Annotated in this window: 12 protein-coding genes; 1 reads left to right on the forward strand and 11 read right to left on the reverse strand. The window is 45.6% G+C overall.

Annotated features, from left to right (window positions below; genetic code table 11):
* Nucleotides 1-18: 18 nt before the first annotated feature.
* The gene (locus ACLTL4_RS01815; RefSeq protein WP_330589958.1) at nt 19-636 is read right to left on the reverse strand and encodes a GDSL-type esterase/lipase family protein; all 618 of its coding nucleotides are present in this window, start codon (nt 634-636) and stop codon (nt 19-21) included.
* Nucleotides 637-945: 309 nt separating this feature from the next.
* Between ACLTL4_RS01815 and ACLTL4_RS01820 the strand changes: the two genes are divergently transcribed.
* Nucleotides 946-2,325, forward strand: a complete 1,380-nt coding sequence (locus ACLTL4_RS01820) for an aldehyde dehydrogenase (protein ID WP_173896534.1) — start codon at nt 946-948, stop codon at nt 2,323-2,325.
* Nucleotides 2,326-2,344: 19 nt separating this feature from the next.
* Here ACLTL4_RS01820 and ACLTL4_RS01825 read toward each other — a convergent pair whose 3' ends face one another.
* The 10 genes from ACLTL4_RS01825 to ACLTL4_RS01870 form a co-directional block, all read right to left on the reverse strand.
* Nucleotides 2,345-2,572 carry a phosphopantetheine-binding protein gene (locus tag ACLTL4_RS01825; protein WP_022118934.1) on the reverse strand — a complete coding sequence of 76 codons (228 nt, stop codon included), beginning with the start codon at nt 2,570-2,572 and terminating at the stop codon, nt 2,345-2,347.
* Nucleotides 2,573-2,625: 53 nt separating this feature from the next.
* Nucleotides 2,626-4,143, reverse strand: a complete 1,518-nt coding sequence (locus tag ACLTL4_RS01830) for a class I adenylate-forming enzyme family protein (RefSeq protein ID WP_173896533.1) — start codon at nt 4,141-4,143, stop codon at nt 2,626-2,628.
* Between the two features lie 169 nt (nt 4,144-4,312).
* Entirely contained in the window at nt 4,313-5,407 is a 1,095-nt protein-coding gene (locus ACLTL4_RS01835; RefSeq protein WP_412290851.1) for a hypothetical protein, read from the reverse strand.
* 15 nt (nt 5,408-5,422) lie between these two features.
* Complete coding sequence (locus tag ACLTL4_RS01840; protein ID WP_022118931.1) at nt 5,423-7,015, reverse strand: MBOAT family O-acyltransferase; 1,593 nt, start codon at nt 7,013-7,015, stop codon at nt 5,423-5,425.
* Between the two features lie 13 nt (nt 7,016-7,028).
* Nucleotides 7,029-7,808: an ABC transporter ATP-binding protein gene (locus ACLTL4_RS01845; RefSeq protein WP_022118930.1), complete on the reverse strand. Its 780-nt coding sequence runs from the start codon at nt 7,806-7,808 to the stop codon at nt 7,029-7,031.
* Complete coding sequence (locus tag ACLTL4_RS01850) at nt 7,805-8,572, reverse strand: ABC transporter permease (RefSeq protein ID WP_412290853.1); 768 nt, start codon at nt 8,570-8,572, stop codon at nt 7,805-7,807. Before ACLTL4_RS01850 ends, ACLTL4_RS01845 begins: the two co-directional genes overlap by 4 nt.
* 35 nt (nt 8,573-8,607) lie before the next feature.
* The gene (locus ACLTL4_RS01855; protein WP_173866685.1) at nt 8,608-9,591 is read right to left on the reverse strand and encodes an ABC transporter substrate-binding protein; all 984 of its coding nucleotides are present in this window, start codon (nt 9,589-9,591) and stop codon (nt 8,608-8,610) included.
* A 215-nt stretch (nt 9,592-9,806) separates the two neighbouring features.
* A complete protein-coding gene (locus ACLTL4_RS01860) occupies nt 9,807-11,903 on the reverse strand; it encodes an efflux RND transporter permease subunit (RefSeq protein WP_412290855.1) in 2,097 nt (698 codons plus the stop codon).
* 73 nt (nt 11,904-11,976) lie between these two features.
* Nucleotides 11,977-12,399 carry a hypothetical protein gene (locus tag ACLTL4_RS01865; RefSeq protein ID WP_022118926.1) on the reverse strand — a complete coding sequence of 141 codons (423 nt, stop codon included), beginning with the start codon at nt 12,397-12,399 and terminating at the stop codon, nt 11,977-11,979.
* A gap of 105 nt (nt 12,400-12,504) precedes the next feature.
* Entirely contained in the window at nt 12,505-13,059 is a 555-nt protein-coding gene (locus ACLTL4_RS01870; RefSeq protein WP_022118925.1) for a TetR/AcrR family transcriptional regulator, read from the reverse strand.
* Nucleotides 13,060-13,170 lie beyond the last annotated feature (111 nt).

Here is a 13,170-nt window from a genome sequence, read left to right on the forward strand (position 1 = left end):
GCTACCTTAACCCACCGTCTAAAGCCAGTGGGATTGCGGTAGCCTTATTTCAAAAACTGCCTCTGCTAGTGCTGCATGTCCTTCTCTTGTCATATGCTCCTGATCCTTTTCCCCCGGCAGTGCCACATCCGATGCCGCCAGAAATGCAATCCCTCTTCTTTTTGCAATCTGTTCATAGACTTTTTTCAGACCTTTTGACACTTCTACGGAACGGCGGTCAAATTCCCGGTCGTATTTCTCCACCTCTGCTCCAAGATGGATCGGTGAGATCAAAAGCACCGGAAGATCCTCTCTTTCTCTCCGGATCTGATCCAGAAGACGCTCAATGCCCACGCCGATCTTCTCCGGTGTCGTCTCATAAGCCGCTTTGCAGTCGTTTGTCCCGAGCATAAGAACCACCAGTTCCAGCGGGCGGTGCGTCTCCAGGATGGCCGGCAGCATATCGATCCCACTTCTTCCGGGACGGTAAGCATCTGCAAACATAGTCGTTCTGCCGCACAGTCCTTCCTCGGCAACCCGATAGCCGTAAAACTGCAATTTCTCATCTAAAATGCTCGTCCATCGCGTTCCCCAGCTGTAACGGTTCGCTGTTCCCGGGATCAATCCGTACGTGTTTGAATCACCAAAGCATAAAATCTATCTCATATCCATATCCTTCTTTCTGTTTTGCTTTTCTGCTTTGCTTTTTTTCGTTTGTTTATTTCTTTTTGACCTGTTTCTTATTTTCGCTTTTTGTTTCGTTTTATATTCCTAGTAATTTGATATGTTTACTATATATTATTCTTTTCCATTTGTCAAGTACAGGCTTGCACAGAATTAAAAAACATGCTATGGTCAGAGTACTTGATGCCAGGGGCAGCGAAAGTTACTCTGTAACAAAGCAATTCGCAGGCATCCTCTGACTGCTAATATTTGACTGTTATTATCATATAGAAGGGATTCATTATGGAAAACACAGAAATGAAAAAAATCATCGACCGCCAGCGTGCGTTTTTTCACACCGGAACGACACTGGATGTCTCTTTTCGCATCGCCGCACTGAAACGGCTGCAGCATATGATCCGCCGCCACGAAAAAGAGATCGAGTCAGCTCTTCTGCTCGATCTGAAAAAGAGTTCTTTTGAAAGTTATATGTGCGAGACGGGTCTTGTTCTGGATGAGATCCACTATATGCTCCGCCATATCCGCTCATTTGCAAAAGAGCAGGATGTCAGAACACCGCTGGCACAGTTCTGCTCCAGAAGCTACCGGAAACCTTCTCCTTACGGTGTCACGCTGATCGTAAGTCCCTGGAATTATCCGATCCTGCTGACTCTTGATCCGCTTATTGATGCCATTGCAGCCGGAAATACGGTGATCTTAAAGCCAAGTGCCTACTCTCCTGCCTGCAGCGATCTGCTTGCAAAACTGATCCATCGCTATTTTCCGGCAAAATACCTGACGGTGATCACCGGAGGACGCTCTGAAAATACCGCCCTGCTTCAGCAACATTTTGACTATATCTTTTTCACCGGAAGCAAAACGGTCGGAAGGGAAGTGATGCGGCAGGCTTCTTCGCACCTGACTCCTGTAACACTGGAACTTGGTGGCAAAAGTCCGTGTCTGGTCGATGAAAGTGCCGATCTTGCACTCGCCGCCAGACGCATCGTATTCGGGAAATTTTTAAACTGCGGGCAGACCTGCGTTGCCCCGGATTATGTTTACTGTGATGAAAAAAGAAAAGAGGCTCTGATCTGCGAACTGAAACGTCAGATCACGAAACAGTTCGGCAGTGAGCCTCTGAAAAATCCTTCCTACGGAAAGATCATAAACCAAAAACATTTTGAACGCATCCGAAGACTGCTCAATCCTGAAAAAGTAATCTTTGGCGGAAATGTCAATCCGGATACTCTCCAGATCGCTCCGACCCTTCTTGACCACGTGACCTTTGAAGATGCTATCATGCAGGAAGAGATCTTCGGACCGCTCCTGCCAGTCATCACTTACCGCACACTGGATGAAGCAATCGCCAGGATCAATTCCATGGAATGTCCGCTCGCCCTCTATCTTTTCAGTAAAAAGAAAGAAAATATAGAGAAAGTGACCGCAAAATGTCAGTTTGGCGGCGGCTGTGTCAACGATACCATCATCCACCTCGCCACCCCGTACATGGGATTTGGCGGCTGCGGCGAAAGCGGCATGGGAAGCTACCACGGAAAAGACGGGTTTGAAACCTTCTCCCATACCAAGAGCATCGTCGATAAAAAAACATGGATCGATCTTCCGGTGCGATATCAGCCTTATCGTCCGGTCAAAAAGTGGCTTTTGAAAAAAGTACTTGGATAGAAGATAAGAACAATAAATTTTATTCCTCTTCCAGTCTCTGGATCATTTCATAGATTGCCTTTGCGGAATTGAAGTTTTCCGGTTCCATTTCTTCGGACGGGATCTCGATATCATACGCATCGGTGATCTCTGAGATGATCGTTACAACGTCCATGGAATCGATCACGCCGTCATCTACGAGGTCTTCTCCGTTTTCCCAGTCTACTTTCGGCATTGCTTCTTTTAAGATGTCTAATAATTCGTTCATGGTTTTTGTCTCCTTTGATTTTGTATTATTTTTTTAATATAACAGTCCGGTTTTTACTCTGTCTTTTCTTTCTCGGCTTCGATCAGTTTTTTACGCTGCAATTTTCCGTTATAGGTTCTCGGGATCTTGTCGATCTTCTCAATGAGTTTTGGCACTTTATATGCCTCCAGTTTGCCCTGTAGATACTCATAAATGCCTTGCTCATCAAATGCGGCACCGTTTTCCATCTCCACAAAGAGCTTTGGCTCTGCCCCAAGGAGCGGATGTGGCACCGGAATGCAGGCACAGTCGGCTATTCCTTCAAATCCCCCGGCGATCTCTTCAATCTCATCCGGAGCGACTTTGTTGCCGCCGGTTATGATGACATCATCTTTTCTGCCCAGCATATAGATCAGTCCGTCCTCGCCCACATAAGCAAGATCTTTGGTGCAGATATAGTCATCACGCATGATTTCCTGATTGAGCTGCGGTTCATGATAATACCCCTTCATATTCATGGTTCCGCGGCAGGCGAGAAAGCCCGGTGTCTCTTCGGTCGCATCGATTGCATTGCCCTGCTCATCAAAAAAGACAAATTCTGCATGGCAGGACGGTTTTCCGATGCAGTTTTTCTTATCCGGCATTGCATTGAAATCCAGGATACAGGAGCATCCGGACTCTGTTGTTCCGTAAAAATTATAGAGGCGTGTGTTCGGAAGAAGCTCTCGCAGATGCTCCTTGTCGTGGTTCGGGATCGGTGCGGAACCAAGCTGCACATAATCGAGCTGGTCTGCATATTCACCAAGTTTGTCTCCGCTTAACTTGAACAGTGCCGCCAGTGCTGCCGGTACAAGGTCTATCGCTGTCACATGATATTTTTCGATCGCTCCGAAAAATTTCTTTGTAAAGATCACTCCGTCGATGATCACCACGCTGCCGCCATTTAAAATATTGGAATAATAACGGCGAAGTCCGTGCGAATGGCTCAGGGGTACCGGGATCAGTTCGACACTGTCTTTTTTCATTTCGACGGAACCGATCACATTTTCAGAAACGGCGATCACACTCTCATAAGTAAGCTCAATGCCCTTGGATTTTCCGGTTGTTCCGGTTGTAAAGAGAACTTCTGCGGTTTCTTCAGGCTCAGGAAAGCGAAAACTGTCTCCATTTTCATCATCGCTTTCGGATATTCGCATTTCTGCGGCATCGTCCATTTTATACGATAATACATCTTTTATCGTTTCCCATTTGCAGGAAAACTCACCCTGCTTCGCTGCCAGATATAATTTTGCCTCCACTGCCCCGATGATCTCTGCGATGCGGTCATCTGCCGCATTCTTTTCAATCGGCACAAAGACTGCTCCGACAAGCTGGATCGCCAGCTGACTGATCACCAGCTGGGCATTCTGTGAGTTTCGCACAACGACATGGTCTCCTCTTCGGATGCCAAGTTCTCTTAAATGCACGGCATAACCGTACACACATTTCCAGGCATCCAGATAAGTCAGTTCCACTTTTCCATCTGCCAGAAACAGTTTGTCCGGCTGTACTTTTGCATATTCTGCCAGTGCTTCCACGATGGATCTTACCATATGCTCCCCTTCTTTCTTTTGATCTGATCTTTCTGTTTTCGCTTTAAACTTCATAATTCAAGTCGAACGCACGTGAGACTTGGTGCGTGATTCTGATCAGCGAAAGCTGACATATTCTTCTCAGAATCACTGCACATTCTACACTTCTTTTCTTGCACCTTCGGCTGTACTACTGCTGCTCTGTCTGATCAGCCTTTGCTGCTTTGATTGCTTTTACTGCCTTTTTCAGTATCTTTTCGGCTGCCTTCTCATATTCTTTTTCTTCTTTTTCGGCCGCCTTATCCCAGCTTGCCGCCACCTCTTCGCTGTGGTCGGTCTTAATATCATAATGTTCCCTGATATAATTGCCCAGGTATGTGGTAAATTTCGCTGCACCGATCGCATTGGTATGCTTTGGATTGTAAAAATCCACGTTATATTCCAGCCCCATTTCTTCTGCATAGTAATTGCCGTCCAGGAACCGGAAGCCTGCTTCTTCCACAATGCGTTTGATGTAGTTGTCTTTCTGATGTTCTTCCTCTGTCACCTGCCATGGTGTTGCCACAAAAAGTACCTGAAGATTTTCTTTTTTACATTTTTCTATAATTTCCCGCAGTTCTTTTTCGGATTTTTCTGTGATCGGTATTTCTCCGGTAATGTCTTTCACATCCAGATAACTTAGGATCTTATGACGGCTGTTGACCGACCATCCTTTCAGCGGATGTTCTTTTGCATTAAACAGATATTCCCAGGATTCTTCTGTCAGATTTTCCCAGTTTCCATGGTATTTTATCAGGTCAAAACCATAGCTGAGCCGATCTTCAAATCCTTCGGTCAGTTCTGTGACCATCTTAAAACGGTTCCAGGAAACTTTCATATTATCTGCGATCTGGCGAAGACGATTTTCTTTGATCACTTCATTGTCTGTATCTGTAAAACGTCTGGTTTCTATAATATACAGCTGCGGTGACTGTGTTTTTTCCACTTCATCGATCAGTGACGGTATCACATAGACCGGCTGTGCTGCCGTGGCGATCCCGTATGATGTGATGCCCTGCTGTTTCCAGAGCAGCGGACTGTTCAGATAACGGTAAAGTGCACTGCTCCCAAAGCCTACCACATCCAGACTGTCCCTGTCTTCTGCATAAAATCCAGCTACTCTCGCCCTGAAAAAATCTTTGTCCGTCGGACGCATCACATAGGTGGTCAGCGTCAGCAGAACAGCTGCGATTGCAAGAAATACAGCGGTTCCGAAAATGTATTTGATCTGCTTTTTTATCTTCATCTGCCACGCCTCCCCTTAAAACTTTTCATAGATAAATGCGGAAGGATCATACCCAGGGCCGTACATGCCAAAGATAACAACCGCAAGCAGAAGTGCATAGATCAGTACCCAGCGAAAGACCAGATTCTGTTTTTTCAGTGCTTCCAGGACATCCATCTTTTCCTGCAGGATACTGACGGTCAGAAGTACCAGCATTGCAACGATCACAACGGTCATGTTCGCCTTGTTTAAGCCATAATTGTAGATTCTGCCGTTTGCCAGGCGGTACCATCCGATGCCGGTGCAGGCTCTCTTTAAGATGCCGATCGCACTTGCGAAATCATCTGCCCGGAAGAAAACTCGTCCGAGACAGCAAAGCAGGAAGGTTCTTCCCATCTGGAAAAGACGGAAACTGAAACATTCTGTTTTGATATGTAATTTCTGCACCAGTTTTTCGTTGTATGGTGTGAAGATCATGCTCAGCATGATCAGGATACCGTGAAACAGTCCCCAGGTCACATATTTCCAGTCCGGTCCGTGCCAGATTCCGGTCAGAAGCCAGACCGCCAAGATTGGAATCGCCGAGGAGACGATTCTTCCAAATTCATTGCCGAAACGTTTTCTCGCCTTTTTATTTAAATCCAGTGAAAATTTGGAGATTGAGATCGGATAGAATACATAGTCTTTAAACCAGTTTCCAAGTGTCACATGCCAGCGTCTCCAGAACTCCGGCATCGTCTTTGAAAAATACGGACGCAAAAAGTTCGGTGCCAGACGGATGCCAAACAGTCTTGCCGTTCCGGTCGCGATATCCATACATCCCGAGAAATCAGCGTAGATCTGGATGGAAAAAGCTGCCGTCGCCACAAAGAAAAAGAGCATACCGGTGTACTGCGTATAATTTCCATAGATCTGATCTACAAACGTACCGAGACGTTCTGCAAGGATCAGCTTCTTTGCAAATCCCCAGAGGATCAGAAGTGCTCCGTCCCTGAGGTTATCATACTCAAAACGATGCTCTTCGTACAGCTGTGTGCCAAGATCTGCATAACGCGGGATCGGTCCCTGAACGACACTTGGGAAGAAAGAAATATAAAGCAGATATTTCAGAAAATTCTTCTGTGCCTTTACTTTCCCCTTGTAAACATCGATCAGATAGGACAGAATCTGAAATGTGAAAAAGGAAATGCCAAGCGGCATGATCAGTTTAAACAGGTCATCTCCGTGTCCGATCCCGAAAAGATCGAGAATAGAATAACCGGTCTTCAGTAAGAAGTTCGTGTATTTGAACACGACCAGAATCCCGATATTGAGCACCAGCCCCCAGATCAGGATCCGTTTTCGCTGTTTTTTGTTGTTTGCCTTCATCCGCTTGATCTGTTTGCGGTCAAGGCCTTCTTCCTGTTTCTGTTTTTCAAGTTTTTCATGCAATTTCCCCATCTTGCATGCCACAACGTAAGATACTGCGGTTGCCAGAAGCAGCACCAGAAACTGGTCAAAGCCTGCTGCCAGATAGAAGATCACATTTGCGACAAGCAGCACATACATACGGTGCCGGGGTCTTATGATATAATAAATACAGAATACTGCCACAAGAAAGAGCAGATATGTTGATGATGTGTACGACATGATTTTTTCCTTATTAACCTTCCTGATGCAGTGCTTTGTTAAACATATCCCACATCTGTCCATAGCCTTCCGATGCCGGTGTGACCGGTTTCGGAATCGTATTTGGCACATCCATCTTGATACCGCCCTGCTTTGCCATGACCAGGATCCTTGTTCCCAGGCAGACTGCCTCCTGGATATTGTGCGTGATAAAGATAACGGTTACTTTTTCTTTCTGGTGCAGCTTCATCAGCTCTTCCTGCAGATGATTTCGCGTCATGGCATCCAGACTGGCGAACGGCTCATCCATCAGAATGATCTGCGGCTTGAGTGCCAGTGCTTTGGCGATCGCCACTCTCTGTTTCATACCGCCGGAAAGCTGATGCGGATAGAGCGTTCTTGAAGAAAGCAAATCGACTTTCTCAAGTGCCGCATCGGAAATCTCCCGCAATTTTGTTTTATCTTTTAAACCCTGTATTTTCAGAGGGTACTGCACATTTTTTTCTACTGTTTTCCACGGAAGCAGCTGATTAAAGTCCTGAAAAACCATGATGCGGTCCGTCCCCGGCTCGCTTACCTCTTTTCCGTTTACTTTGACCGTTCCGTCAAAGGTTTCAAAACCGCCGATGCAGCGAAGAAACGTAGTCTTTCCACATCCGGACGGTCCCAGGATGCAGACAAATTCGCCCTCATTCATCGTAAAGTTTACGTTTTTGAGGACTTCATTTCCGTCCCCTTTTCCACCATTGTCATAGATTTTTGTCAGGTTCTGCACATCCAAAACGGGAGTTTTCCCCTTCTGCTCCTGTGTCATCTGCTCATCCCCCATTTCTTAAGTGTCATTTTTTCTATGCTGTGGAAAACTCCGTATTCTACTACAATTCCGATTACAATGATCACCAGAAGTGCCGCAAAAACACCGGCGATATCCACATTGGTACGCTTCATGAAAATAAACCATCCGATACCGGCTCCGGAACTGGTCGTTCCGAAGATCATCTCCGCACTGATCAGACCTCTCCACGCTCTCGCCCATCCGGTGCGGATACCGGAAAGAATATAGGAGAACGATGCCGGAATATAGATGCCGGTCACAAGTCCGAGTTTTCCAAGTCCCATATTTTCCCCGGATTCTATGTAGATCTGCGGCACCGCCCGAAATCCGTCCATAATGCTTCTGGACATTGGCCAGATGATCGAATGTACCACGATCAGGATGATCGTCCCTTCCCCGATCCCCATCCACAGGATTGCCAGCGGCAGCAGTGCCACACCAGGTATCAGGTCACACAGGGAAACGACCATATGGTAAATGGAATAAAACGTCTTGCTGACGATGGACAGTCCGGAGAGGATAAATGCCAGTACGATTCCGATCAGCAGCCCTTTTGCGATCAGGCTTAAGGAATAAAGCGTCATCGCTCCCAGCCCGTCCCGCGAAAATCCTTTGATCAGCGACTGAAATATCTTTCCAAGTGACGGAAACATCAGTTCCGGAAAGGAACCCATCTGATAGACGACCTGCCATACCACCAGAACAGCAACAATAAAAACAATCTGATTTCTTAAATTTTTCATCGTTCTCATCCTTATTCTTTCTTTTCCGACAGATCTTATCTTGCCGACTCTGTTGTGATTGCTTCAAAGGATTCCGGTGCCTTGTCTGCAAAATCATTCTCCGCCATAAAGTTTGCCATATCCATGACGCCCGGAAGCTTCATATCATAGACACATCCCGGATCCTGCATCCAGCTCAGCATCATTTCTGCCGTGACATCTTCTTTTTGGCAGAGAATATTTGCTGCTTCTTCCTGGTTGTTGTTGATGTAATCCATCGCTTCCTGCGTTGCGTCTACAACTGCCTGATAAACTTCTGGCTGATTTTCATACAGGTCATCAGATACCAGACCAACGATAAAGGCATTTCCTTCCGGCCATACGGAATCCAGGCTCTCAGCTTCTTTGATATTATCCTGTTCTTTTGCCTTGAAAATATAAGGTGCTGTTGTAAGCTGACATGCCACACTGCCGGACATCAGGGCAGTCATGCCGTCCGGATGGGACATTGCCACCAGATTGTTGTCCAGTGCATGGGCATCTCCAAGTTCTTCCTTTGCGAGCATTGCCAGCAGAATATGCTGAATACTTCCGATATTTACAACGGAAATCTTTTTATCATCTGTGATATCTTTTAACGAATGGATCGAATCATCGTTTGTAAGCAGTTCATGTGGCTGTGCTGCAATCGTTCCGTACATTTTGTAAGGAATGCCTGCTGTGACGCCGGAAATAAACGGTGCAATTCCCATACATGCCACATCAATATCCCCGGATGCCATCCCTTCATTGATCGCCGATCCGGAATTTAAGCTGACCCACTCAACCTCGATATCTCCATCGTAGTTTTTCTCGATCAGTCCCTGTTCCTGCATGATGGTCAGCGGTGCATAAGCCAGTCCGTACTGATAAGCAATCTTTACTTTTGCTGTGTCCCCACTATCCTGCGTACTTTTCTGACTTTTTCCGCATCCGCTTACCCCCAAAACCATGGATACCGCCAGAATCATTGCTGTTATTTTCCTCACCCTTTTTTTCATCGTCTTTTCCTTTCTTTTGAGCACCCGGTCTGCTGCCTGGTGCATTTTTCATCAGCTTATTCTATAATTGTGATATAATTATGACATTTTCATTACATACAGCACTGTTTTCGTCATTTTTTCATAAACTTCCTGGTCAGGAATCTGGACAAACCGGCATCGGAAGGCAAAAAAATCCCCCGGAAATTGCTCTCCGGAGGATTGTATGTTCTGTTTTATGCTCTGGCTGCCGCCTTTGCCTTCGCTTTCTCACCCAGGAAATCAATGGATGTCTTGCAGATCACCTTATCAAAGATAATGAACATCGCCGGCAGGATGAAGATTACGCATGCCATACTGATCAGGGCACCTCTTGATAACAGTGTACAGATTGCACCGATCATATCAACTTTGGAATACCATGCCACACCGAACGTTGCTGCGAAGAAACTGAAACCACTTGTCATGATAGACAGTGCACATGCTTTGTGTGCATTCATGACGGCTTCTTTCTTGCCAAATCCTTTTCTTCTTTCCTTCTGGTAACGGCTCGTCATAAGGATCGCATAGTCTACGGTTGCACCAAGCTGAATGGTTCCGACTACGATACTTGCAACGAATGGAAGTTCGATTCCCTGGAAAAACGGGATTGCCATGTTGACGTTGATGGCAAATTCAATAACCGCAACCAGAATGATCGGAACGGAAATGGATTTGAATACCAGCATAATGATGATAAAAATAGCTGCTACGGAAGCAACGTTTACATTTACCAGGTCGATGTCCGTTACATCCTGCAGATCTTTCATCAGCGGAGCTTCACCGATCACCATACCGTTTGAATCGTATTTCTTTACAAGATCGTTGATCGCTGCGATCTGACTGTTGGATTCGTCTGTTGCGGAGCTGTACTTTGAGCAGACAAATACCAGTTCCTGTTCATCACTTTGCAGCATATCTTTGACATCTTTCGGGATCATGGAAGCCGGCACGTTTGCACCGAATACGCTGTTCAGTCCAAATGCCCATTTCACACCGTCCACCTTTTCGATGTCTTTCATCAGCGTAGTCTTGTTTGCATTGGAAATGTTTTTGTCCATCATGATGATGTGCATGGTGCTCATGTCGAAGGTATCTTCCAGTTTTTTGTTTGCCACATTTGAATCCAGTGTTGACGGAAGCGATTTATCAATATTGTAGTAAATCTTGGTGTGGTTGTTTCCGTATACTGCCGGAAGCAGTCCGATGCAGAAAACGGCCAGCCAGATTTTATAATGCCTGATGATAAAACCGGACAGTTTGTTCGTATTCTTGATCAGCGGTTTATGTTTTGTCTTTTCGATCAGCGGATCAAAGATCAGGATGATCGCCGGAAGCAGGGTTACACAGCAGATAACACCGATGATAACACCTTTTGCCATTACGATACCAAGGTTTTTACCAAGTGCGAATGTCATCAGACACAGGGCTGCGAAACCGGCTACCGTTGTGATGGAACTGGATACGATGGATTTGAAGGTATTGGATATTGCATGACCCATCGCTCTGTTCTTGTCGCCAGGGAATCGTTTTTTATTCTCCTCGAAACTGTCCAGCAGGAAGATCGAGTAGTCCATCGTAACACCAAGCTGAAGGATTGCTACCAGTGCCTGTGTCAGATACGAAATCTCACCCAGGAAAAGATTCGTTCCCATGTTATACAGGATCGAGATTCCGATACAGAGCAGGAACAGGATCGGCACCACAAAGGATGTTCCGGTAATCTCCAGCACGATGAAAGAAAACAGTGCTGCGATCGCCACGTAGATCGGCAGTTCCTGCAGACACAGATTCTTGATATCGGTTACGACACCGGACATACCGCTGATAAAGCACTGCTTATCTGCAATGGCACGCATGTTTGTGACAGCTTCCATCGCCTCGTCCGAAGATGTGGTGTTATCAAAAAGTACCAGCATCATTGTAGAATCGTCCGCAAAGAAGATATCCTTTAAATCTTTTGGCATCATGCTTGTCGGAACGCTGATATCAGCGATGTCATCATACCAGAGTACCTTTTTGACATGTTCGATCTCTTCGAACTTGTTTTTCAGTTTCTGCACATCTTTAAGCGGCATATCCTCGACGACGACCATCGAGAATGCACCTGTGCCGAATTCATCCACCATAACATCCTGACCTTTTACCGTTTCCAGAGATTCCGGAAGGTAACTTAAGATATCATAGTTGATTCTTGTTTTTATGGTTCCAATAACAGATGGAATGAGAAGCAAAATTCCGATCAGTACGATCAGGATACGGTGTTTTGCTATCCATTTTCCAGTCTTGACCATTGTTGTCATCTCCTATCTTTCCTTAATATTTATGATACCGGGGAGCAAAGATTTTATTCCCCTGACATCCCGTTTACGGATTCTGTGTCGGCTGATCATTCTGTGCATGGATTGCCTCCAGTGACATCAGCAGTGCATAATTTGATGCCTGCATCGCAAAGTCCAGAAAGTACTCTGCCAGCAGTATCTTATTCTCAGCTGAGAGTTCTTTTGTCGTTTCCTCCGTAAAACTAATCCCAAGCTGCTCCTGTGCAATCTGGATCACCTGGTCGACTTTGTCGTAAGCTTCTGCTATCCGTCCTACCAGTTTCGCCTTGCTGTACTTCATTTTATTGTGGAGCATTTCACGGTTTTCTCTGCATTCTCTGCGGAGTTCCTGGATATCTTTTTCTACCTGTTCCGGACAGTCCATCTCGCCCTGCTCAATGCGGCTGTGCATCTGTCCGATCGCCTTATCCAGCTCATATAGCTTTACAGAAAGTATATCATGTGTCATACGCACACCCCTTTCCTTTCTTTCTCACACCATTTTAGCAAAAATCTGCTTCGCTGATATAGACAAAATATCCGCAGTGTAAAAGAACTTTACACTGCGGATATTTTATAAATCGTTATTCTCATCTGAAACAAGGACTGCTTTGCCCATTAACAGAAGATAAATCTGATGTACTATATAACTGATGTTTTCGGTGTCCTGCTTCGTCCACTCGCGGAGCAGTCCCATAACCGCCTGACAGTGGTAATGCAGGATAAACTCCCGGTCTTTGTCTGAATAACCCTCGTACCAGTGCTGCATCTCCGTCACTTTCTCAAACAGATCATAAAAAACCTGCTCCAGCATACGTCCGATCTCGTCACCATAGTTGGACTGCATACCGCGGATTGCATAAGGCTGAAGCTGAATCGCAATCTCAAAAAAATGGCGAAGCCCCTTCTCAAGATCCTGCTGGGCAATACATTCTTCCAGGACAACTTCTGTCTCCTGATATAAAACCCAGTGAATCAGATCCGGAATATCCTCAAAATGATAGTAAAATGCCTGCCTTGTGATGTGGCACTCTTCTACAATATCCTTTACCGTCAGTTTCTTTACTTTTTTCTCAAACAGAAGGTTGCTGGCAGCTTCTGCAATTGTTTTTTTCATATCAATAGCCATTTTACCTACTCCTATTTCACTCAAAAAACCGCTTTGTTGCTTATGCTACCGTACATTTTTTCTTCTGTCAAGTAAATTAATTCTAAACTGTTCCTGAGGCTAACGATGTGC

Source organism: Hominisplanchenecus sp., assembly GCF_046967715.1.
Lineage (GTDB): Bacteria > Bacillota > Clostridia > Lachnospirales > Lachnospiraceae > Hominisplanchenecus > Hominisplanchenecus faecis.

Excerpts from the sequence above, each read along its gene's own strand:
- ACLTL4_RS01820 (WP_173896534.1), top strand. The coding sequence starts at position 946 with ATGGAAAACACAGAAATGAAAAAAATCATCGACCGCCAGCGTGCGTTT.
- ACLTL4_RS01825 (WP_022118934.1), bottom strand. The coding sequence starts at position 2,572 with ATGAACGAATTATTAGACATCTTAAAAGAAGCAATGCCGAAAGTAGAC.
- ACLTL4_RS01830 (WP_173896533.1), bottom strand. The coding sequence starts at position 4,143 with ATGGTAAGATCCATCGTGGAAGCACTGGCAGAATATGCAAAAGTACAG.
- ACLTL4_RS01835 (WP_412290851.1), bottom strand. The coding sequence starts at position 5,407 with ATGAAGATAAAAAAGCAGATCAAATACATTTTCGGAACCGCTGTATTT.
- ACLTL4_RS01840 (WP_022118931.1), bottom strand. The coding sequence starts at position 7,015 with ATGTCGTACACATCATCAACATATCTGCTCTTTCTTGTGGCAGTATTC.
- ACLTL4_RS01845 (WP_022118930.1), bottom strand. The coding sequence starts at position 7,808 with ATGACACAGGAGCAGAAGGGGAAAACTCCCGTTTTGGATGTGCAGAAC.
- ACLTL4_RS01850 (WP_412290853.1), bottom strand. The coding sequence starts at position 8,572 with ATGAAAAATTTAAGAAATCAGATTGTTTTTATTGTTGCTGTTCTGGTG.
- ACLTL4_RS01855 (WP_173866685.1), bottom strand. The coding sequence starts at position 9,591 with ATGAAAAAAAGGGTGAGGAAAATAACAGCAATGATTCTGGCGGTATCC.
- ACLTL4_RS01860 (WP_412290855.1), bottom strand. The coding sequence starts at position 11,903 with ATGGTCAAGACTGGAAAATGGATAGCAAAACACCGTATCCTGATCGTA.
- ACLTL4_RS01865 (WP_022118926.1), bottom strand. The coding sequence starts at position 12,399 with ATGACACATGATATACTTTCTGTAAAGCTATATGAGCTGGATAAGGCG.
- ACLTL4_RS01870 (WP_022118925.1), bottom strand. The coding sequence starts at position 13,059 with ATGGCTATTGATATGAAAAAAACAATTGCAGAAGCTGCCAGCAACCTT.